A 21,033-nucleotide genomic window follows, 5' to 3' on the forward strand; every position below is an offset into this window, starting at 1 on the left:
CGCTGCCACCGTAGTGCTGCGCCTATTCCGGATCCGCTCCAGGATGCTCCTGCGGGATGCGGCTTCGGCGCGAAGGTGTGCCTGCTCGAGGCGTTGTATGTCGTACACGATGAGGGGTTCCATAGGTGGGCCTTTCGGTGGTGGCGTCCTCATGCCCAGTGGGGCACGGGAAGTTACTGTCGCACCGCCGACGGCGCACGGTCACGTCTTTTTCTTCCGCTCTTCTGGGTCGGTGGTTACGGTAAGTGCTCATGACCAGCTATGCGGTGCTGCTGCGCGGCGTGAATGTCGGTGGGCGCACACTGAAGATGGCTGAGGTGCGCGAGGCACTGGCCGAGGGCGGGTTCCCCGCGGCGCGTACGGTGCTGGCGAGTGGAAACGTGCTGCTGGACAGTGCAGCCGATGCTGCCCAGGTGGGCCCCGCCGTCGAAAGCATCCTCACCGAACGGTTCGGCTACCGGGCCCGGGTGCTGGTGCGCAGCATCCAGGAGCTGGCCGAGATCGTCGCCGACTACCCGTTCGACACCGACGAGAGCAGCCACCATCCCTACGTCGTGTTCTGCCGGAGCGCGGCAGTGCTCGATGACCTCCGCGAGGTACTGACGGCGATAGACGAGACGGAACGGATCGCCCCCGGCGCCGACGTGCTCTACTGGGAGCTGCCGCGCGGGCGCAGCCTGGACACCGCCGTCGCGAAGGTGCTGGCACGAGCCAGGTACAAGGAGGACACCACCACCCGCAATCTGCGCACGCTGCGGCGCCTGCTGCCGTGACACGTTCGGCGCTTCCGCGCCCCGCTGTGCTGGGCTTGATCCTCGCCGGGGGAGCGGTAGGCACCACGGGGCGCTACCTGCTCGAGACCGCGTTCGCACCGCCGGCGGGGCACTGGCCGTGGGTGACCTTCGTGATCAATGTGACCGGGGCGTTCCTGCTCGGCGGACTGCTGTTCGGACTGGGCCGCAGCGGCGAGGACACCGGCGCGCGGCGCGGCCTGCGGCTCGGCGCGGGCACCGGCCTGCTCGGCGGGTTCACCACCTACAGCACGTTCACCCTCGAGGTCCATGGCCTGTTCGGCGGCGGTCAGCTCTGGACCGGGCTGGGCTACGCCGCGGGCAGCGTGCTCACCGGTGTGGCGGCCGCCGCCGGGGGAGCGCTGCTGGCTCGGTGGCTGGTGCCGGTGCAGCGCCCGGAGGCAGGCCGGTGATCGTCCTGGCGGTAGCACTGGCCGGGGGTGTGGGCGCGGTCCTGCGGTTCGTGGTGGACGCTCTGGTGGCCCGATGGCACGATCGCTCGGTGCCGCTGGGCACGATCGTGGTGAACGTGACCGGCTCGTTCCTGCTCGGCCTGCTGGTGGCACTGGTTCATGGCCACGCGGGCTTGGACGCGCTGGTCACCGTGCTCGGCACCGGCCTGCTCGGCGGCTACACCTCGTTCTCCACCGCCAGCGTGGAGGCGGTGACCATCGCGCTGCGTGACGGCGCCCGTGCCGCCGTCACCGCCGTGGGGCACGCCGTAGTGATGCTGCTGGTGAGCCTGGCGGCGGCCGGGCTCGGGCTGTGGCTCGGCGCAGGGTTCTGACCCGGTCGGCGCCCTGGCCGGCCTCGCTCACGCGAACCGCTTGCGGTAGGTGACCCTTGCGAGCAGGTACGCGCCGACAAGGACGCCGGTGCACCAGGCGAGAGCGACCCACAGGTCGCCGCCCACCGGCTGGCCGGCGAGCAGGGCGCGCAGCGCGTCCACGATCGCGGTGACCGGCTGGTGTTCGGCGAACCACCGCACCGGTCCGGGCATCGTGGCGGTGGGCACGAACGCGGAGCTGACGAACGGCAGGAAGATCAGCGGGTAGGCGAACGCACCCGCACCGTCCACAGTCTTCGCGGCCAGCCCAGCGACCACGGCGACCCAGGTCAGGCTGAGCGTGAACACGGTGAGAACACCGAGCACCGCAAGCCACGCCGTCGCGCTCGCAGGTGAGCGGAAGCCCATCAGCAGGGCCACGCCGACCACGATCGCCACCGAGGCCAGGTTGGCCACCAGCGAGGTGAGCACGTGCGCCCAGAGTGCGCTGGCGCGGGCGATCGGCATGGCCTGGAACCGCTCGAAGATGCCGGCCTTGATGTCGGTGAACAGCCGGAGCGAGGTGTAGGCGACGCCGGAGGCCACGGTGATCAGCAGGATCCCCGGCAGCATGTAGCTCACGTGCGAGGTGGCGCCGGTCTCGATCGCGCCGCCGAGCACGTAGACGAACATCAGCATGATCGCGATCGGCATCACCGCGCCGGTGATGATCGTGTCCGGACTGCGGCCGATGTGGCGCAAGGAACGTCCGGTGAGGGCTGCGGTATCGCTGAGGACGTGGGTGGTCATCATGGCTCCTTAGGCGGCGGGTTTGTCGGCGCCGCTGGAGCCAGAGCCGGTGAGGTGGAGGAAGATCTCCTCGAGCGTCGGCTGTTTCGCCACGTACTCGACCGTGGTGGGCGGCAGTTGGGCCTTGAGCTCGGCCAGCGTGCCGTCGATGAGGATCCGGCCCTCGTGCAGGATGGCGATCCGGTCGGCAAGCTCCTCGGCCTCGTCCAGGTACTGGGTGGTGAGCAGGACTGTCGTACCGCGGGCGGCGAGCTCGGTGACGGAGGCCCAGACCTCGCGTCGCGCCTGCGGGTCCAGGCCGGTGGTCGGTTCGTCCAGGAAGACCACGGCCGGGTCACCGGTCAGGCTCATCGCGAGATCCAGACGGCGGCGCATCCCGCCGGAGTAGGTCGACGCCTTCCGCGCGGCCGCCTCTGTCAACGAGAACCGGGCCAACAACGCATCGGCGACGCCACCCGGGTTGGGCAGGTGCCGGAGCCGGGCGATCAGCACCAGGTTCTCCCGGCCGGTGAGGACCTCGTCCACTGCCGCGAACTGCCCGGTGAGACTGATCGACTCCCGCACCTGAGCGGCCTGGGTGGCCACATCGAAGCCGTTCACCCGAACACTGCCGGTATCGGCGGTCAGCAGGGTGGACAAGATCCGCACCGTGGTGGTCTTGCCGGCACCGTTCGAGCCGAGCAGGGCGAAGATGCTGCCACGCGCGACGTCGAGGTCCACACCGCGCAGCACCTGGACGTCGGAGTAGGACTTGGTCAGGCCCCGGACCTGGATCGCCGGCGCGGTGGTCGCAGCGGTCATGACGCAGACTCCTCGGACTCGGCGCGAGCAACGGCCTGGATCAGGCGCTGACGTTCCTTGTTGATCCACTGGCCCTCGGAATAGTTCGCCAGGAAGGTCTCGGCGAACTCCACCGGGTCCTCGCCGACGATCTCGCGCAGCGGCGTACCGGCCTGTGCGCTCTGTTCGAAGAACTCGACCAGGTCTTCCAGCATCGTGACCAGGACGTCCCCCTTGGCGATCGCGCCGAAGTAGAGCAGGTAGCGGTCCAGGGCCTCCACCGTGGTGCGGTACGGCGCGGGCAGCGCCTTGGCGCGGGTCTTGTAGTCCCGGTAGCGCTTCTTGTCCTCGAGTGGTCCGGTGACCTTCTCGATCCATCCGATCATGACTGGTCTCCTTCGTGGAGCTCGTTCAGTCGTTCTGCGAGGAAGCTCCAGGTCCTCCAGAACTCATCGAGGTAGTCCTGCCCGACGGCGTTCAGCGAGTAGACCTTGCGCGGCGGGCCTTGGGTGGAGGGCACCTTCTGCACGTCCACCAGCCCTCGCTTCTCGATCCGGACCAGCAGGGCATACACGGTGCCCTCGGCGGTGTCGCTGAACCCCATCTCGCGCAGCCGGGCGGTGATCTCATAGCCGTAGGCGGGCTGGTCGCTCAGGATCGCCAGGACGATGCCGTCCAGCGTTCCTTTGAGCATCTCGGTCATCTGCCGACCCATCGCTATCCCCTTCCGGCTACTTAGCGACAATGACTACTGGTAGATAGTAACGCTGAGTACTGGAAGGGGCAACACCGATAACGGGCATCGGCCCGGTCGGTTCGGGGTGTGGGTCATGGATGTGGTGATTGACTGTGTGCGCAGGTCGGCGCTCATCGTGGTGGTGCACTGCACCATCAGATGCGAGGACACTCACTGGGGTCGTTCCGGAGGGGGTGGGGGCTCGCGCGTGCTGATTTCGCTCTGATCGGGATGGTCCTCGACTGTGGTGTGGTTGTGACGTACTGGGCACGTCAAAATCACTCCGTAGCGGCCCGTTCGGCGGGTGCCGGATCCGGTTCTCGGCTGAGGGGTGGTGTCGGTGGCCGCTGGTTCACTGCGGAGATGACGAACCTCACCATCGACGAGACCGAGAACTACCTGCGCAGGCTGGCAGCCCAGCTGACCGACCCGCACCCGGGGGAGTGCCTGCTCTGCTACGTCTACCGGATGCTCGAGCACGGCTGTACCGGCCTGCGCTGGGCGAGCCGCTACCGCGACCTGCGCGCACCGAGGGCGACCGCACTGGAGCGGCGCCTGGGGGACAAGGGCGGCTTCTGCGACTGCGAGATCTTCATGAACGGCTTCGACCTGCGTTCCGAGTTCCTGGTGCCTGAACGGGAGGAGGTGGACGCCGAGGGCGTCGTGACGATCACCGATCCGATGTACCCGAACGTCATGCCGCACTGTCTCGGCGCGCGGCGAGGGTCGACCCGGCCGTGCGGGCTGTGGGCGGCTCGCCGCAGAGGGTGGGCGGCGTTCTGAGCTCGGGCGGCGGTGCGGATCCGGGTGACGTACCGTGAACCGCACGCTGGTCAGTGTGAACAGGTGGAGGATCTATGACGCTTGATGATCTCCTTGACGTCTTGAATGCCGGCGGGACGATCACGGGCGACTCGCCGTTGCACGTGGTCATGCATGAGGTCAGCCAGGAGGCGCTGCAGATCACCGGTGAGCTTAACGACGGTTACCAGGAGCCCGCCCGGGTGCGCGAGCTGCTGGCCCAGCTGATCGGCACAGCTGTGGATGAGTCGGTGTCAGTCTTCCCGCCCCTGTATTCGGACTTCGGGAAGAACATCACGCTCGGAAAGCGAGTGTTCATCAACGCTGGCTGCAAGTTTCAGGATCAGGGTGGGATCGTGATCGGGGACGACTGCTTGATCGGTCACAACACCGTCGTGGCCACGCTGAACCATGATCTCAGTCCTGACCGGCGTGCCGATATGCACCCGGCCCGCGTGGTCATCGGCCGGAATGTATGGATCGGCTCGAATGCCACCATCCTGCCGGGCGTGACGATCGGGCCTGATGCAGTCGTGGGTGCCGGCTCTCTGGTGACGAAGGACGTCCCTGCGGCAACCGTCGTCGTGGGGTCCCCCGCGCGGGTGGTGCGCACGCTCGCTCCTTGAGGCCCAGCACCAGGTCGAAGAACTTGCCGGCCAGGATGAGTGCGACGAGCGCAACAGCGGAGACGACTAACTGGATGAAGAAGTCCACGTGAAGGATCGTCGCGTTGCGGCATCGCCACTACCAGTGGCCAAAATGTCGCTGTTCGATACATTGTCGCCATGCATCGGGTAGCGGTATTGGCGGCGAATCATGTGAAAGGCCTGGAGCTCGCGATCCCAGGCCAGGTGTTCGGCACGGCTCACTCGGCGGAGAAGTCCGAGGGCGCGGTATTCGGTGCGCCGCTCTATGACGTGTTCATCTGCGGTGAACGGCCTGACCAGGTGGTAGTCGGGCGTTCTGGTAGCGAGATGTACCGGATGACAGCGCCGTACGAGGTGAGCGCGGCACTGTCCGCAGACACGGTGATCGTCCCTGGAATCCGCACGGATCTGGAAGCGCCGGGGGAGGTGCTCGACGTGCTCCGGGAGGCGCACCGACGCGGTACGCGCATCGCCTCGATCTGCTGCGGTGCCTTCGTTCTCGCCGCTGCGGGTCTGTTGGACGGGCGACGGGCATCGACCCACTGGACGAACGCAGCCCTGCTCGCAGAGCGGTTCCCCCAGGTCGAGGTTGATCCGGACGTGCTCTTCGTCGACGGAGGAGATGTGCTCACCTCCGCTGGTGCGGCCACCGGACTCGACCTGTGCATCCACATGGTGCGCAACGACTTCGGCGCGGCAGTCGCCGCCGACACGGCCCGCCACATCGTCATTGCTCCGCAGCGTGCCGGGAGCCAAGCGCCATTCATCGTCCATCATGAGTCGCCTGGCTCGACAGGATCGCTGCAGCCGACCATGGAGTGGCTACAGCTCCGGCTCGGCGAGCCGTTGACCTTGTCAGACATCGCCCGGCATGCAGCGCTGAGTACCCGCACCTTAGGCAGAAAGTTCCACGAGCAGACCGGGACCTCGCCGCTGCAGTGGCTGCTGGTGCAGCGGGTGCGGTGGGCCCGCGAGCTTTTGGAGAGCTCCGACCTGTCCGTGGAGGAGATCGCGCGACAGTGTGGGTTCGGTACCGCCATCAACTTGCGGAAACACTTCACCCGGCGGATCGGGCTCGCGCCGCAGGCTTACCGCCGAGTCTTCCAGCCACCCGCGCAGCGCTGAGGGATCGCGACAACCCAGCCGCGGCGCAACGGCTCCTGCGTCGCCAGTGCCCCCGGGCAGGGCCGTCGCTGCGCTCCTCCTCGTCCCGCCGGGGCAACGGCTCCTGCGTCGCCAGTGCCCCCGGCAGGACTCGAACCTGCAACCTACGGATTAGAAGGCCGTTGCTCTATCCATTGAGCTACGGGGGCGTGCTGTTCCGGTGACGGCAGAGCGCCGGGACGCACCACCGGACCGCTCACAGGATAGCGGCGTGCGGCGCGCGAAGTTGGTCACAGGGCACTCCACACGGCAGGCTAGGGAGGGTGACCCCCGAATCCTCCGACGTCCGGCCCGCGCCCGGGGAGGACTCCGTGGCTCACCCGGCGCCCTCCACCGGGGAAGAGCGGGTGCCGATGGTCGAGGTGATCGAGCATCTGCTGGCGAACCTGGACGCCGCCACGCTGCCGCTCGAGGTCCCGGGCGTGCCGGCGGCCCGAGAGGACCGCGACCGGCTCGCCACCCAGGTGCGCCACCACCTGCTGCCCCGGCTGCGTCAGGTCGCAGCCCCGGTGATCGTGGTGGTCGGCGGCTCCACCGGAGCGGGCAAGTCCACGATCGTGAACTCCGTGGTGGAGAAGGAGATCACCACTGCCGGTGTGCTGCGGCCCACCACGCGCGAACCGATCCTCGTGGTCCATCCCAAGGACGCCGACCTCCTCGAGGGGCACCCGGTGGCCGATATCGCCCAGGTCAGCCCGGAGGAGGTCGTACCGCGCGGAATGGCCTTGCTCGACGCCCCCGACCTGGACTCCGTGCACGCCGCCAACCGGGGGCTCGCCGATGAGCTGGTGGAGCTGGCGGACCTCTGGGTGTTCGTCACCACCGGCTCCCGCTACGGCGATGCCGTCCCGTGGGCGCGCCTGCATGCCGCCAGAGAGCGCGGGGTCTCCCTCGCGGTGATCCTCAACCGGGTGGACCCCGCCGCGCTGGCCACGGTGCGCCGGGACCTGTTCGAGCGGTTGGAGAGCCAGGGTTTCGGCTCGGTGCCGTTCTTCGTGATCGCGGACGTCGGACCACACGAGGGAGTGTTGCCCACCGAGCGGATCCGCGAGTTCACCCAGTGGCTGACCGTGCTCGGTGCGAAGAGCCAGTCCCGCAGCATCATTGCCCGTACCGTCCGCGGCGCCTGGCCGGCGTTGCGTGAGGACGTGCAGCGGGTGGCCGTCGCCGTGGAGGACCAGCGGCGCCACCACCTCTCGTTGCGCAACCAGGTGCGGGCCGCCACCACCGGCGCTGCTGAGCAGGTCGAGGCCGATCTGGCAGCCGGCGGGGCAGCCGTCGGCGCACCCACGACCGCCTGGCTCGCCGGTGCCAGCTCCGGTGGAATCCTCTCGCCGCTGGTGGCACCGGCGGCGAACATGGTGGAGTCCTGGCGGCACCGCCGGGCGGTGCCCGCTCGCCGCGCCGCCGTCGCCTCCTTGCGCGAGGTGAGCATGAACTCCGCCCGCACGCTGATCGCCGAGGCCTGCGAACGAGCCGAACGCTCGATCCGGACGGGCGCCGCACAGTCCACCAGCGGTGCCCAGCTCGCCGCGTTGGTCAGTCCCGAGGACGCTGCCACCACCCGCACCGAACGGCTGGATGTCCTGTTCACCGAGTGGGACGAGGTGGTCGCCGAGCTGTGCGCCACGCTCACCTTCGACTCCGACGACGCCGGTCTGGACGAGGCGGCCAAGGCCGCCCTCGTGGAGGTGGCCGCGACCGGCCTGGACGGAGCAGAACGCGCAGTGGCGAGACTCCTGTCCGACCGGGGGACCGCCGTCGTGCGGCGCCTGCGAGGCGACCTGTCCACCTGGGCGAGAGTGGCCACCGAAGGTGAGGCCGACGTCTTCCTCACCGCCCTGACCACGCTCGGGGTAGATGACGGTGCGGCCCGTAGCCTCCGGTTGCGTGCCAGTGAGCTGAAGGGATACCAGTGAGCGCTTCCTCCCCGGCCGAGACCGCGGTGCCGACCGGTGGTGCTGGCCAGGAGCTGCACCACGAGGTCGAGCAGATCACCGAGGCTCTGGCCACCGCCGGTGCCCGCGTGCCCGGCGAAGCGACCGCGGCCGCCCATACCGATCTGGCGCAGGTGACCGAGCGCCTAGCCCTGGGCGTGGACTACACCGTGGTCGCACTGGTCGGTGGCACCGGTTCGGGAAAATCGTCCCTGTTCAACGCGATGTCCTCGTTGCAGTTCGCCGACGTCGGCGTGATCCGTCCGACCACCTCCCAGGCCGCCGCGTGCATCTGGGGGAGCAAGGCGACGGCGCTGCTCGACTTTCTCCAGGTCGCGCCCGACCGGCGGATCCAGCGGGAGTCGGCGCTGGACGGCGACGCTGAAGAAGGACTGGCCGGTCTCGTGCTCCTCGACCTGCCTGACCACGACTCGGTGGAGTCGGGGCACGCCGAGCAGGTGAACCGGCTGCTCCCACTGATCGATCTGCTCATCTGGGTGGTGGACCCGCAGAAGTACGCCGACAACGTGCTGCACGAGGACTATCTGCGCGCACTGTCGGCACGGCACGAGGCGATGGTGGTGGTGATCAACCAGATCGACACGATCCCGGACGCCACGCACGAGCAGGTGCGCGCTGACGTGGCCCGCCTCCTGGTGGAGGATGGCCTGACCGACGTGAAGATCGAGCTGGTCTCGGCACGCACCGGGGACGGTATCGATGACCTGCGCTCGCTGCTCGCCGAGGTGATCGCCGGGGAGTCCGTGGCGGCACGGACCGCTCGGGACGAGGTGGCAGCGGTACGCCGACGGCTCTCCGGGCACGTGGGGGCCGCGGATCCGGCACCGCCGGAGGCTGCGCAGGTGGCCGAGGATCTGGCGACGGCGTCCGGGGTGCCGTCGGTGGCGGAGTCGATCCGCCGGGCGGTGGCCTCACCGCGCCCAGTGGCGCTGAGTGCTGTGCAACGTCCGGCAGGCAGCCGGACCGCGGCGATCCGGGACCGGTGGCTGGCAGCAGCGACTGCCGGTCTGCCTGCGCCGTGGTCCGACGCGGTCCAGGCCCAGGTAGCCACCGAGGAGTCGTTCGACGACCACGTGTGGACGGCACTCGAAGGACAGCAGCTGCCCCGCAGCACCGACCGGGTGGCCAGCGGGCAGCGGTTGGTCGGCTTCGTAGCCGGCGGGCTCGGGCTGGCACTGCTGATCGCCGGCGCCGCGCTCTTCGCCGGGTCCGCCGTGGTTGGTGGCTCATTGGCCGGGGCGGGGGTGGCGCTGCTGCTCGCCTGCCTCGTGCTGATCGTCGTGGCCGGCAGGCGCAGGCGCCGCACCTCCGCCGAACGCGCTGAGGGCTATATGCAGAGCACGACGGCGGAGCTCGCCTCTGTGGTCTCAGCGGACCTGGTCCGGCCTGCTCAGGCACCTCTGGACCAGCACCGCACGGCGCGTGCCGGCATCCACGGCGATGCCACAGTTTCCACAGCCCGGGGGTGAGGCCCACCCGCGGTGTGCTCAGTTAGGTGAAGGTGACTCTATGCACCGGACAGGCCGGTGCCTGAGCAACTGGAGTCACCATGGTCAACGAGATCGAGGTCACCCTTCGGGGCCACGTGGGGCACGAGCCGAACCTGCTGGCGAGTCCGGGAAAGCAGACGTTCCTGCGGTTGAACGTCGCCAGTACGCCGCGGGTCCGCAGCCGCGAGGGGGAGTGGGGTGACGGCGCCACTCAATGGTTTGCGGTGAAGCTCTTCGGGGAGTTCGCCGAGCATGTGGCGCACAGTGTGCGCAAAGGAGATGCGGTGCTGGTCCGCGGCCGGTTGGAGCATGAGGAGTACCAGACCCGCGACGGTGAGCAGCGCTGGACTGCCGTGATCGTGGCCGACGCATTCGGCCCGGATCTGCGCACGGCCACGGCGCACGTCACCCGCGCGGTTCGGCGCGCCGACGCCGAGACCGAGACCGGCTCGGCGGCTACCGAGGAGGCGAGCGAGCCCGCCGGAACTGCTGCCGACTCTGCGTCGGAGGAGGAGGCGGATTCGGCCACGGAGGCGGGCGAGGCTACCGAGAGCAGCGAGGAGCAGGACGCCGGGGTGGACCTATCCGGATTCCAGGTGCTGCCCGATGACGACACCGAGACGGAGGAGTCGATGGCGGAGCGGATGAGCGCCTGACCTGCGCCCGGGCTCCGATTGCCATGATCGGGGGGCGACGGGCGTAGAGTGAGGGGTTGATCTAACCCTGAAACCTGCTCATCGCTGGGAGAAAAGTGGCCGAGTACATCTACTCGATGGTGAAGGCGCGCAAGGCGCATGGCGACAAGGTCATCCTCGATGACGTGTCGATGTCGTTCCTGCCCGGAGCGAAGATCGGCATGGTCGGCCCGAACGGTGCCGGAAAGTCGACGATCCTGAAGATCATGGCTGGACTGGAACAACCCTCCAACGGTGACGCCCGGCTGGCCCCGGGCTACTCCGTGGGCATCCTCCTGCAGGAGCCGCCGCTGAACGAGGAGAAGACCGTTCTCGGCAACGTCGAAGAAGGCGTCAGCCAGATCAAGGGCAAGATCGACCGGTTCAACGAGATCGGCAACCAGATGGCCGAGCCGGACGCCGACTTCGATGCGCTGATGGCGGAGATGGGCAAGCTCCAGGGCGAGATCGACGCCGCCGACGCCTGGGACCTGGACTCCCAGCTCGAGCAGGCGATGGATGCGCTGCAGCTGCCGCCGGGGGACGCGGAGGTCACCCACCTCTCCGGTGGTGAGCGCCGTCGAGTGGCGTTGGCCAAACTGCTCCTGGAGCAGCCCGATCTGCTCCTCCTCGACGAGCCGACGAACCACCTGGACGCGGAGAGCGTGCAGTGGCTCGAACAGCACCTGGCGAAGTACCCGGGCGCCGTCATCGCTGTCACCCACGACCGGTACTTCCTCGACCATGTGGCCGGCTGGATCGCTGAGGTGGACCGGGGCCGGCTGTACCCCTACGAGGGCAACTACTCCACCTACCTGGAGAAGAAGTCCGCCCGGATGGAGATCCAGGGCAAGAAGGACGCCAAGCTGGCCAAGCGTCTTAAGGACGAGCTGGAGTGGGTGCGCTCCTCCGCGAAGGGTCGCCAGACCAAGTCCAGGGCGCGGTTGGCCCGGTACGAAGAGATGGCGGCCGAGGCGGAGCGCACCCGGAAGCTCGACTTCGAGGAGATCCAGATCCCGCCCGGCCCGCGCCTGGGCTCGCTGGTGATCGAGGCGGAGAACCTGAGGAAGGGCTTCGGCGACCGCCTGCTGATCGACGGGCTGAGCTTCACCTTGCCGCGGAACGGCATCGTCGGTGTGATCGGCCCGAACGGTGTGGGCAAGACCACCTTGTTCAAGTCGATCGTCGGGCTCGAAGAGCTGGACGGCGGCGAGCTGAAGGTCGGCGACAGCGTCAAGATCTCCTATGTGGACCAAGGTCGGGAGAACATCGACCCGAACAAGACCCTCTGGGAAGTGGTCTCCGACGGGCTGGACTTCATCCAGGTGGGCAACGTGGAGATCCCCTCGCGGGCGTACGTCTCCCAGTTCGGGTTCAAGGGCCCGGACCAGCAGAAGCCGGCCGGAGTGCTCTCCGGCGGTGAGCGCAACCGGCTGAACCTGGCGCTGACCCTCAAGCAGGGCGGGAACCTGCTGCTGCTGGACGAGCCCACCAACGACCTGGACGTGGAGACCCTGGGCAGCCTGGAGAACGCACTGCTGAACTTCCCGGGTTCAGCCGTGGTGATCTCCCACGACCGGTGGTTCCTGGACCGTGTGGCCACGCACATCCTCGCCTATGAGGGCACCGAGGAGAACCCGGCGAACTGGTACTGGTTCGAGGGCAACTTCGCTGACTATGAGGAGAACAAGGTCGAGCGGATGGGGCCGGAGGCTGCCCGTCCGCACCGGGTCACCTACCGCAAGCTCACCCGCGACTGAGCTATGGGCCGCATGCGGGTGCCGGTGCAGATGCGCTGGGCGGACCTGGACGCCTACGGGCATGTGAACAATGCCGCGATGCTCACTCTTCTGGAGGAGGCGCGCATCGCGGTGTTCTGGACCAGTCAGGGCGAGGAGTCGATGGTCTCCGGCGCCAAGGTGCTCTCTGGCGGCCCGGGCAGCGATACGCACACCCTGGTGGCGCGTCAGGAGATCGAGTACCTGGCGCCGCTGTCCTACAGCCAGGACCCGGTGGGCGTGGAGCTCTGGATCGGGCAGATCGGCGGAGCAAGCCTGCTGGTCTGCTACGAGGTGCTCACTCCCACCGGTGAGGTCTGTGCCCGGGCCGCGAGCTCGATCGTGAAAGTCGACGCCGGTACCGGCCGCCCCGCCCGGTTCAGCGATGCCGAACGGGAGGCGCTGGCCCCACTGGTGGACGATCCGGTGGAGTTCCGGCGGCGGTAGCCTGACCGACCCCACCGCGACCTCGCGCCGGGAGCGACCTGGCCCGGCAGCGACCCGGCCCGGCAGCGACCCGGCCTCGCAGCGACCTCGCGCGGGTAGCGACCTCACCCTCGGAATCCACTTGGTCCCTCGGAATCCGCTTCCTCCTGGATTCGGAGGGGGCAAGTGGATTTCCAGGGCCGGGCAGGTCCCGGGACCGAACGCTCCCTGGTGCGGCGACCTCGTACGGCCTGCCGCACGAGGGAGCATTCGCCCTCGCTAGCTCGGCTGGCTAGCTCGGGTCCGCTAGCGCAGCGGGGTGACGTCCCGGTTGCCGATGTAGCCGGGTCGCGGTGCCGGGGCGGCGTACGGCTCCTCCAGCGCGTTCTCCACGCTGTTGAACACCAGGAAGATGTTCGACCGGGGGAACGGAGTGATGTTGTTCCCGGACCCGTGCATGATGTTCGCATCGAACCACAGCGCCGAACCTGCCGGACCGGTGAACTGGTCGATCCCGTGCTCGGCGGCCATCCGGGTGATCGCGGCCTCGCTGGGCACCCCCACGGTCTGTTCCTTCAGCGAGGAGGCGTAGTTGTCCTCCGGGGTGACGCCCACACCGGGGATGAACGTGCGGTGCGAGCCCGGGATGACCATCAGGCCGCCGTTGAACGGATAGTTCGGCGTCAGGGCGATCGAGCAGCTCACCGCCCGGGGCAGCGGCATACCGTCCTCGGCGTGCCAGGTCTCGAAGTCGGAGTGCCAGTAGAAGCCGGTCCCCTGGAAACCCGGCATGTAGTTCACCCGGGTCTGGTGCAGGTACACCTCGGACCCGAGCAACTGGCGCGCCCGGTCCAGCAGCCGAGGGTCGCGGCTGAGCGCATCGATCGGCGCGCTGAAGTCCTGGACCTCGAAGAGGGAGCGGACCTGGCCGGAGGCCTTCTCGGTGATCACGCGCTCGTCGCTGCGCAGTGTGGCGTCAGAGGTGAGCCGGGTCAGCTCGGCGCCGAACGTCTCCACCTCCTCGGCGCTGAGGAAATCCTCACAGATGGTGAAGCCGCGTTCTTCGTGAGTCCTCAGTGTGTCAGCGTCGAACGGACCGTCCGAGGCCGAACCCCACACAGTGGGGTGCTCGCGGGCGATCGGATCCTCAGTGCTCACGCGCGTGGGGTAAGCGTCCGTCCGTGCGGTAGCGGCTGTCATCGATTCTCCTTTCGTCGGCGAAAACGCCGCACCCGGTGCGGCAGTTGGCCGCACCGGGTGCTAGATGACGACACCGTGGTGCCGCCAGGTCCTTCCAGCGCAAACGCCCTCCCGCGCGGTGCAGATCATCAGATCTGCTCGCGCGGAAGAGCGTTCGCGAGGTACTACTGAGGGGCCGCGTTGCGAATCAGGCCTCTTCGACGATCAACGGGTACACGCCATTCTCGTCGTGCACCTCCCGGCCGGTCACCGGCGGGTTGAACACGCACACACACCGGATCTCGGTGCGTGGGCGCACCCGGTGCTTGTCGTGGTTGTTCAGCAGGTACAGCGAGCCCGGCGCCAACTGGTGCACCTCACCGGTAGCCAGGTCCTCGATCTCGCCCTCACCATGGGTGATGAAGACGGCCTCGATGTGGTTGGCGTACCAGAAGTAGTTGTCGGTACCGGCGTACAGAGTCGTCTCGTGTACGGAGAAGCCCACACCCTCGCGGGCGAGGATGATGCGCTTGCTGCGCCAGTTCTCGGTCTTGATGTCATCCTCGGTGTCGGTGACGTCGTCGAGGGTGCGAACGAGCATGAACGGGTCCTTATCTCTGGTGACGGTTGTCGATGCTGCTCAGGCTACGGCGTCCGCCGTGGCCTGGCGCAGGATATCGAGACCGCGAGCCAGCTCCTCGTTCGTCAGCGTCAGCGGCGGCAGCAGCTTGATCACCTCGTCGCGCGGACCGGAGGTCTCCACCAGCAGACCGGCCTCGAAGGCGTTGCGGCAGGTGGCGGCAGCGTGGTCCGGGTTGGTGAACTCGAGCCCACGGGCCAGGCCGCGACCCTTGGCGGACAGGCCGTGCTCCGGGTGGTCGGCGACGATCGTGTTCAGCGCCGACTCCGCGAACGCACCCTTGGCGATCGTGGAGCGCTGCAGGTCGTCATCGGACCAGTAGGTGCGGATCGCCTCGGCTCCGGTGACGAAGGCCGGTGCGAACCCGCGGAAGGTGCCGTTGTGCTCACCCGGCTCCCACACGTCCAGCTCGGGACGCAGCAGGGTCAGCGCGAGCGGCAGGCCGTAGCCGCTGATCGACTTGGACAGGCAGATGATGTCCGGGACGATCCCGGCCTCTTCGAAGCTGAAGAAGCCGCCGGTGCGGCCGCAGCCCATCTGGATGTCGTCGACGATCAGGATGATGCCCTGCTCCTTGCACAGCGAGGAGAGCTGACGCAGCCACTCCCGCCGGGCGGTGTTCACGCCGCCTTCGCCCTGCACGGTCTCCACGATCACGGCAGCCGGGGTGTTCAGGCCCGAGCCGGCATCGTTGAGCAACCGCTCGAGGTACATGAAGTCCGGCACGTCACCGTCGAAGTAGTCGTCGTACGGCATCGGCGTGGCGTGCACCAGCGGGATACCGGCGCCGCCGCGCTTCATCGAGTTCCCGGTCACCGACAGGGCGCCCAGGGTCATCCCGTGGAAGGCGTTGGTGAACGTCACCACCGACTCCCGGCCGGTCACCTTGCGGGCGAGCTTCAGCGCGGCCTCGACGGCGTTGGCGCCACCCGGCCCGGGGAACATCACCGTGTGGTCCAGGCCGCGTGGGCGCAGAATCTGGTCGGTGAAGGTGGAGAGGAAGTCGGTGCGGGCCGTGGTGAGCATGTCCAGGGAGTGCACCACGTTGTCACCGGCGAGGTACTTGATCAGTACCTCCTTCAGGTGGCGGTTGTTGTGGCCGTAGTTCATCACGCCGGCACCGGCGAAGAAGTCCAGGTACTGGTCGCCTTCCTCGTTGTACATGAAGCTGCCCTGGGCCTTGGTGAACGTGGTCGGCCAGGTGCGGGAGTAGCTACGGACACCAGACTCAAGAGCAGTGGCATCGATACTGGTGAGTGTCATGTGAGGTCGCTTTCCTTCGTGAGGTTGCGGATCAGGTCGGGTCACGCGGTGCGAGCCGCGCGCAGCACGCCGAGGCCGGGAAGGCCGGCGCAGCCTGTGGCTATCAGGTGCGTGGAATCAGCTCCTCGAGAGCGGACTGATCAGGAGGCGGGGTTCCGCCTCGTGCCCATCGGGGAAGTCTTCGGCCCGCACACCCGCGGACCAGCTGAGCTCGGCGCCCCGGTTGCGAGCGAAGGCGGCGAACAATCGTCGGGAGGCGGTGTTGGACTCGGTCACGGTCGCTTCCATCGCCTCGACCTCGGGCAGGCCGTCGACGAGATCGTCGAGCATCCGGGCAGCGACCCGCCGACCGCGCTGGTCGCTGCGCACCGCCACCTGCCAGACGAACACGTGACTCGGGCGGGCCGGGGGACAGTAGCCGAGCACGAAGCCGACCACCTCACCGCCGCTGACGGCGACGCGGCAGGTGGCCGCGAAGTCGTCGGCAAGGATCAAGTAGGCGTAGGAAGTGTTCAGGTCCAGTTCGCCGCCGTCGCGGGCGAGGCGCCACATCGCGGCGCCTTCGCCGGCCTCAGGCGGGCGGATCTGCAGCGGCTCGTCGGACGCCGTCGGGGTGGTGCTGAGGATGTCGGTGGTAGCTGAGGGTTCAGGAGTACCAGGGCGCGTATCGGACTCAGTCGGTAGTGGCATACGGCTTCTACGGTAGGCAGTCATTGACGAGATTGAAACCGGTCCTTGACCGGAATCGGGCGATTCCCGCCGACAGCGGGCATGGAGATACTCGCTCGCTGCTGCGGGAAACCTGGGGGCACCGGACGGCCGGAAAACTCCCTCCAGATTGAGTCCATATAGTGAGACGGCCCGGGAGGTCGGAACCCGATCCCTCGATATCGAGATGTCGGTCACACTCGGTGGCTACGCTGGTGAGGTGGAGCTCGAGGGTGCGGCGGAGGGTAAGCCCGTCCTGGCCGTCCAGGTCCGCTCACCCACCGAGGAGCGCAACCCGCGCACTACCGATATCGACACCCTGGACGCCAGCGGTGTGGTGGTGGCGATCCTCACCGAGGACGCGTCAGTGGCGGCTGCCGTGGCCGCCCGGTCCGCGGCGATCACTGTGCTGGTCGAGCGCGGGGTGGCCGCGCTGGCCGACGGTGGCCGAGTGGTCTACGTCGGTGCCGGTACCTCCGGTCGGCTGGCAGTGCTCGACGCCGCGGAGCTGCTGCCCACCTACCAGGTGAGCGAGGACCAGGTCCGGGCGCACATCGCCGGGGGAGCGCCGGCGATGCTGCACCCGGTGGAGGGTGCCGAGGATGATCCGGAGCTGGGCCGGGTGGCAGTAGCGGACGTGACCGCACGGGATCTGGTCCTCGGACTTGCCGCCAGTGGGCGCACCCCCTACGTGGCCGGCGCGCTGCGGCACGCCCGGTCTGTCGGTGCCAGCACCGGGCTGGTCTCCTGCAATCCGCACGCCCCGCTGGCCGAGCTGGCGGATGTGGCCGTTCTGGTGGACACCGGGCCAGAGGTGGTGACCGGGAGCACGCGGATGAAGGCCGGCACGGCCCAGAAAATGGTCCTGAACACCTTCTCCACCGCAGTGATGGTGCGGTTGGGCAAGACCTACTCGAACCTGATGATCGATGTTCTGCCGACGAACGAGAAGCTGCACGGGCGGGTGCTGCGGATGCTCACCCAGGCCAGCGGTGCGGATCTGCACCGGTGCCAGGAGGCGCTCGAGGCGTCCGGCAGCCCGCGGGTAGCGCTGGTCAGTCTGCTGGCCGACGTTCCACCGCAGGCAGCGGCGCAGGTGCTGGCTGCCCACCCACCCGATGACCGGCGTGCGGGGGATCCCTCGGGGGTGCGATCCGCCGTCGAGCAGCTCCGCGTGTCGCGTCGCTGAGGTGCGTCGCTCCGCCTGTCCAGCCGCTGAGGTGCGTCGCTCCGCCTGTCCAGCCGCTGAGGTGCGTCGCTCCGCCCGGTGAGGCGTGCGGCTCAGCTGGGGATCTGCGGAATCCGGATCATGCCCTCCTGGGCGATCGTCGCTACCAGCTCACCGGAGCGGGCGTAGACCTTGGCCTCGCCCAGCCCGCGGCCGCCTCCAGCCGACGGGGAGGACTGGGCGTAGAGCAGCCAGTCGCCCACGTCCACGTTCCGATGCCACCACATCGCGTGGTCCAGGCTTGCCACTGAGGCGTCCTTGGTCATCCAGGACAGTCCGTGCCGGCGCATGATCGGCTCCAGCATCACCTGGTCGCAGGCGTAGGCGAGGATCGCGCGCTGCTCCAGCTGCCCAACCGGCAACGGTCCACGTGCGCGCATCCACAGGTACTGCCGGTCGGTGCGGACCTCGCCAGGGCTGGTGAACAGGGCGCCGTCGACGTGCCGCAGATCGAACGCGCCGTTGCGGTAGAAGAACTTCGCGATCGGGTGGTCCAGGGAATTGAAGAACTCCACCGAGCTGTCCAGCTCCTCCGGGGCCGGAACCTGCGGCATCGGCTCGGCGTGGTCCAGACCCTCCTGCTCCACCTGGAACGAGGTGATCATCGACAGGATCGGCTTGCCGGACTGGATCGCGTGCGTGCGCCTGGCGGAGAACGAGCGGCCGTCCCGGAGGCGTTCGACGGCGAAGGTGATCGGCTCGTCCAGGTCACCGGGGCGCAGGAAGTAGCCATGCACGGAGTGCGGCAACCTGTCCGTGGTCATCGTGCGCCCGGCGGCGAGCAGCGCCTGGGCGAGCACCTGGCCGCCGTAGACCCTGCCGTGGATCTGCGGCAGCGACGTGCCCACGAACGTGTCCTCGCCGGCCTGCTCCAGCACCAGGGCGGCCAGCACCGCCTGCAGCGGGTCGACCTCCTGCCCGCCGGTCATGCGTCCTCCTCCAGGGTGTTCACCATCGAGTGCGCGGCCCGCTCCAGGTAGTCCAGCAGCCTCGCCTCGTGCATCGGGGCCAGCTCGGCCTCCTGGACCGCCACGGTCATGAACTGCAACCAGCGGTCCCGAGCGGTCGGGGTGACGCGGAACGGTACGTGCCGCATCCGCAGTCGCGGGTGGCCGCGGGTCTCGGAGTAGGTGGTCGGGCCACCCCAGTACTGCTCCAGGAACATCCGCAGCCGGTCCTCGGCCGGTCCGAGATCCTCCTCCGGGTACATCGGCCGGAGCAGGTCGTCAGTGGCTACCTGCTGGTAGAACCGATGCACGATGAAGCGGAACGTCGGCTCGCCACCGACAGCGGCGTAGAAGGAGTCCGGGCGTTCGGCCCGCGCGGGTGTCACACTCAGGCCGGGCCGAGCGGCTGGGCGGGGGCTGGGATCTGGCAGGCTCACGGGTTCAGCCTAAGCGGTTCTCTCGGTGGGTTCGGCGTTGCTCGTCGGCCGGCTGGCCGCGGTCCGGACGTCACAGGGCAAGCTCGGCCAGGGCGGGGAGCGCGCCGCGGGCCGCGCGGCGGGCGTCCTCGGCGCTGTCGGCGGCGAGTGCCAGACTCGCTGCCGTGCGGCACTGCGCGAGCGTGGTGGCCGCCAGCAGGGCGCCGACGTCGCCGAGCGCCCGCGGCGTCATCGACAGACTGGACACCCCCATACCGACCAACACCGCTGCCAGGGCGGGATCGGCGGCCGCCTCCCCGCAGACCCCCACCGGACGGGACTGGGCTGCTCCGCCGTCGCAGGTGCGCTGGAGCAGCTGCAGCACCGCGGGGTCCCACGGCGTGGACAGCGGTGCCAGCGACCCGAGCAGCCGGTCCGCGGCCAAGGTGTACTGGGTCAGATCGTTCGTGCCGACCGAGGCGAACGCCGCCCGGGCCAGGATCGGCCCAGCCAGCAGGGCGGCGCTGGGCACCTCCACCATCACCCCGGCGGTCTCCAGCCCGTGCGCCGCGCACGCGGCCACGAAGTCCTCCGCCTCGGCCACCCGGGCGATCATCGGTGCCATCACCCACACCGGTCCGTCATGGTCGGCGGCCGCCCGCGCGATCGCGGTCAGCTGATGATCGAGCACGTCCGGGTTCTGCCAGCAGGTGCGGATCCCGCGAACCCCCAGTGCCGGGTTCACCTCGTCCGCGGCGGTGAGGAACGGCATCGGCTTGTCCGCACCGGCGTCCAGGGTGCGGATCACCACATGCCGTCCGGCGAACGCGGCGAACACCGCCGAGTACGCCTCCACCTGCTCCTCGACGCTCGGTTCGGCATCTCGGCCGAGGAAGGCGAACTCCGTGCGGAACAGGCCGATCCCCTCGGCGCCAGCGGCGGCTGCCGGTTCGGCGTCGGCCACCTCGCCCACGTTCGCCAGCAAGGCCACCCGGTATCCGTCCTGGGTGCGACCCGGCGGGTCGAAGGAGCGGGTACGCACCCGCTCCCGGGCGGCCTCCACCTGCTCCGCGGTGGGATCCAGGAGCACCTCACCGGCACCGCCGTCGACCAGCACCACCTCCCGGGCAGCGACCTCCTCGATCCCGCTTCCCACCCCGACTACGGCCGGGATGCCCAGCGCGCGCGCCAGGATCGCCGTGTGCGAGGTGGGCCCACCCTCCTCGGTGACCAGCCCTCGCACCACCTCCGGATCCAGCTGGGCGGTATCGGCCGGGGCGAGGTCCAGAGCGAGCAGGATGTAGGGCTCCTCGCGCTGGGGGACCCCCGGGCTCGGGGCACCGAGCAGTCGGGCGATGATCCGGTCTCGGACGTCGGCCACGTCCCGGGCGCGCTCGGCGAAGTAGCCGCCGAGGGACTCGAACTGGCTGGCGACCGCTCCGGCAGCCTCCCAGACCGCACGCTCGGGGGTGATCTGCTCCTCGCGGACCCGGCGCTGGGCGTCTTTGACCAGTGTGGGGTCCTTCGCGATCTGTGCCGTGGTCTGCAGCACCTCCCGCGCGGTCCCCTCCGTGTGGCCGGCTCGTTCGGTCAGATCGTCGGCGACGGCGGTCGCGGCCGCGAGGATCGCGTCCGTCGCCTCCTCGGGGCCGACGGTGGCGCGCCGTCGGGCCGGTTCGCCGGCAGCCGTTGCCATCCGTACGGTGGGGCCAGCGGCGCGGCCGGGGGAGACCCCGGCACCGTGGATGATCCGAATCTGCGTCTCGCCTGACATGCTGCCTCCCGTCGCCGCTGGGTCGAGCCTCATTCTCGTCCGGTGGCGAGAGGGCGG

General features: G+C 68.9%; 23 protein-coding genes and 1 tRNA gene. 12 read left to right on the forward strand and 12 right to left on the reverse strand.

Annotated features, from left to right (window positions below; all coding sequences use genetic code 11):
• Positions 1-251: 251 nt before the first annotated feature.
• The 3 genes from FU260_RS06855 to FU260_RS06865 are packed head-to-tail and all read left to right on the forward strand — an operon-like array spanning position 252 to position 1,578.
• Positions 252-773 (forward strand): DUF1697 domain-containing protein, encoded by a 522-nt coding sequence (locus tag FU260_RS06855; protein ID WP_147916381.1) that lies wholly within the window; start codon positions 252-254, stop codon positions 771-773.
• Positions 770-1,204: a FluC/FEX family fluoride channel gene (locus tag FU260_RS06860; RefSeq protein WP_147916382.1), complete on the forward strand. Its 435-nt coding sequence runs from the start codon at positions 770-772 to the stop codon at positions 1,202-1,204. Before FU260_RS06855 ends, FU260_RS06860 begins: the two co-directional genes overlap by 4 nt.
• Complete coding sequence (locus FU260_RS06865) at positions 1,201-1,578, forward strand: fluoride efflux transporter FluC (RefSeq protein WP_147916383.1); 378 nt, start codon at positions 1,201-1,203, stop codon at positions 1,576-1,578. The genes FU260_RS06860 and FU260_RS06865 overlap by 4 nt, the downstream gene beginning before the upstream one ends.
• A gap of 27 nt (positions 1,579-1,605) precedes the next feature.
• On the opposite strand, the gene FU260_RS06870 is transcribed toward FU260_RS06865, so the two are convergent.
• Genes FU260_RS06870 through FU260_RS06885 form a run of 4 tightly spaced genes read right to left on the reverse strand, consistent with a single transcriptional unit; the run spans position 1,606 to position 3,862 of the window.
• Positions 1,606-2,367: an ABC transporter permease gene (locus tag FU260_RS06870; protein WP_147916384.1), complete on the reverse strand. Its 762-nt coding sequence runs from the start codon at positions 2,365-2,367 to the stop codon at positions 1,606-1,608.
• Positions 2,368-2,376: 9 nt separating this feature from the next.
• The gene (locus FU260_RS06875; RefSeq protein ID WP_147916385.1) at positions 2,377-3,168 is read right to left on the reverse strand and encodes an ABC transporter ATP-binding protein; all 792 of its coding nucleotides are present in this window, start codon (positions 3,166-3,168) and stop codon (positions 2,377-2,379) included.
• Positions 3,165-3,533, reverse strand: a complete 369-nt coding sequence (locus FU260_RS06880) for a DUF1048 domain-containing protein (protein WP_147916386.1) — start codon at positions 3,531-3,533, stop codon at positions 3,165-3,167. The genes FU260_RS06875 and FU260_RS06880 overlap by 4 nt, the downstream gene beginning before the upstream one ends.
• Entirely contained in the window at positions 3,530-3,862 is a 333-nt protein-coding gene (locus FU260_RS06885) for a PadR family transcriptional regulator (protein WP_147916387.1), read from the reverse strand. The genes FU260_RS06880 and FU260_RS06885 overlap by 4 nt, the downstream gene beginning before the upstream one ends.
• 384 nt (positions 3,863-4,246) lie before the next feature.
• Here FU260_RS06885 and FU260_RS06890 point away from each other — a divergent pair, with 384 nt between their 5' ends.
• The 3 genes from FU260_RS06890 to FU260_RS06900 all read left to right on the forward strand — a co-directional run bounded on the left by FU260_RS06890 (position 4,247) and on the right by FU260_RS06900 (position 6,456).
• Positions 4,247-4,666 (forward strand): DUF2695 domain-containing protein, encoded by a 420-nt coding sequence (locus tag FU260_RS06890; RefSeq protein ID WP_147916388.1) that lies wholly within the window; start codon positions 4,247-4,249, stop codon positions 4,664-4,666.
• Positions 4,667-4,740: 74 nt separating this feature from the next.
• On the forward strand, positions 4,741-5,310 hold the full coding sequence (locus FU260_RS06895) for a DapH/DapD/GlmU-related protein (RefSeq protein ID WP_147916389.1): 570 nt from the start codon (positions 4,741-4,743) through the stop codon (positions 5,308-5,310).
• 159 nt (positions 5,311-5,469) lie between these two features.
• Positions 5,470-6,456: a GlxA family transcriptional regulator gene (locus tag FU260_RS06900; protein WP_147916390.1), complete on the forward strand. Its 987-nt coding sequence runs from the start codon at positions 5,470-5,472 to the stop codon at positions 6,454-6,456.
• Positions 6,457-6,571: 115 nt separating this feature from the next.
• On the opposite strand, the gene FU260_RS06905 is transcribed toward FU260_RS06900, so the two are convergent.
• Positions 6,572-6,644 (reverse strand) — tRNA-Arg (locus FU260_RS06905).
• Positions 6,645-6,758: 114 nt separating this feature from the next.
• Between FU260_RS06905 and FU260_RS06910 the strand changes: the two genes are divergently transcribed.
• The 5 genes from FU260_RS06910 to FU260_RS06930 all read left to right on the forward strand — a co-directional run bounded on the left by FU260_RS06910 (position 6,759) and on the right by FU260_RS06930 (position 12,842).
• Positions 6,759-8,414, forward strand: coding sequence for a GTPase domain-containing protein (locus tag FU260_RS06910; RefSeq protein WP_147916391.1), 1,656 nt, complete (start codon positions 6,759-6,761; stop codon positions 8,412-8,414).
• Complete coding sequence (locus FU260_RS06915) at positions 8,411-9,922, forward strand: GTPase (RefSeq protein WP_147916392.1); 1,512 nt, start codon at positions 8,411-8,413, stop codon at positions 9,920-9,922. The genes FU260_RS06910 and FU260_RS06915 overlap by 4 nt, the downstream gene beginning before the upstream one ends.
• An 80-nt stretch (positions 9,923-10,002) precedes the next feature.
• Positions 10,003-10,599: a single-stranded DNA-binding protein gene (locus tag FU260_RS06920; protein WP_147916393.1), complete on the forward strand. Its 597-nt coding sequence runs from the start codon at positions 10,003-10,005 to the stop codon at positions 10,597-10,599.
• A gap of 95 nt (positions 10,600-10,694) precedes the next feature.
• Entirely contained in the window at positions 10,695-12,377 is a 1,683-nt protein-coding gene (gene ettA / locus FU260_RS06925) for an energy-dependent translational throttle protein EttA (protein WP_147916394.1), read from the forward strand.
• A gap of 3 nt (positions 12,378-12,380) precedes the next feature.
• The gene (locus tag FU260_RS06930; RefSeq protein WP_147916395.1) at positions 12,381-12,842 is read left to right on the forward strand and encodes an acyl-CoA thioesterase; all 462 of its coding nucleotides are present in this window, start codon (positions 12,381-12,383) and stop codon (positions 12,840-12,842) included.
• A gap of 285 nt (positions 12,843-13,127) precedes the next feature.
• On the opposite strand, the gene thpD is transcribed toward FU260_RS06930, so the two are convergent.
• From thpD to ectA, 4 genes are all read right to left on the reverse strand, one after another.
• A complete protein-coding gene (thpD, locus tag FU260_RS06935) occupies positions 13,128-14,021 on the reverse strand; it encodes an ectoine hydroxylase (RefSeq protein ID WP_147916396.1) in 894 nt (297 codons plus the stop codon).
• A gap of 187 nt (positions 14,022-14,208) precedes the next feature.
• Positions 14,209-14,601, reverse strand: coding sequence for an ectoine synthase (locus FU260_RS06940; RefSeq protein ID WP_147916397.1), 393 nt, complete (start codon positions 14,599-14,601; stop codon positions 14,209-14,211).
• A 39-nt stretch (positions 14,602-14,640) separates the two neighbouring features.
• Positions 14,641-15,903, reverse strand: coding sequence for a diaminobutyrate--2-oxoglutarate transaminase (gene ectB, locus FU260_RS06945; protein WP_147916398.1), 1,263 nt, complete (start codon positions 15,901-15,903; stop codon positions 14,641-14,643).
• A 117-nt stretch (positions 15,904-16,020) separates the two neighbouring features.
• Complete coding sequence (ectA, locus tag FU260_RS06950) at positions 16,021-16,593, reverse strand: diaminobutyrate acetyltransferase (protein WP_147916399.1); 573 nt, start codon at positions 16,591-16,593, stop codon at positions 16,021-16,023.
• Between the two features lie 205 nt (positions 16,594-16,798).
• Here ectA and FU260_RS06955 point away from each other — a divergent pair, with 205 nt between their 5' ends.
• Complete coding sequence (locus tag FU260_RS06955; protein WP_147916400.1) at positions 16,799-17,800, forward strand: N-acetylmuramic acid 6-phosphate etherase; 1,002 nt, start codon at positions 16,799-16,801, stop codon at positions 17,798-17,800.
• A gap of 92 nt (positions 17,801-17,892) precedes the next feature.
• Here the strand turns inward: FU260_RS06955 and FU260_RS06960 are convergent, their stop codons facing one another.
• From FU260_RS06960 to ptsP, 3 genes are all read right to left on the reverse strand, one after another.
• Positions 17,893-18,768, reverse strand: coding sequence for an acyl-CoA thioesterase (locus FU260_RS06960; protein ID WP_147916401.1), 876 nt, complete (start codon positions 18,766-18,768; stop codon positions 17,893-17,895).
• Positions 18,765-19,172, reverse strand: coding sequence for a globin (locus FU260_RS06965; protein ID WP_147919361.1), 408 nt, complete (start codon positions 19,170-19,172; stop codon positions 18,765-18,767). The genes FU260_RS06960 and FU260_RS06965 overlap by 4 nt, the downstream gene beginning before the upstream one ends.
• A gap of 121 nt (positions 19,173-19,293) precedes the next feature.
• The gene (gene ptsP / locus FU260_RS06970; RefSeq protein ID WP_147916402.1) at positions 19,294-20,976 is read right to left on the reverse strand and encodes a phosphoenolpyruvate--protein phosphotransferase; all 1,683 of its coding nucleotides are present in this window, start codon (positions 20,974-20,976) and stop codon (positions 19,294-19,296) included.
• Positions 20,977-21,033 lie beyond the last annotated feature (57 nt).

It is taken from the genome of Ruania zhangjianzhongii (genome assembly GCF_008000995.1).
GTDB lineage: Bacteria > Actinomycetota > Actinomycetes > Actinomycetales > Beutenbergiaceae > Ruania > Ruania zhangjianzhongii.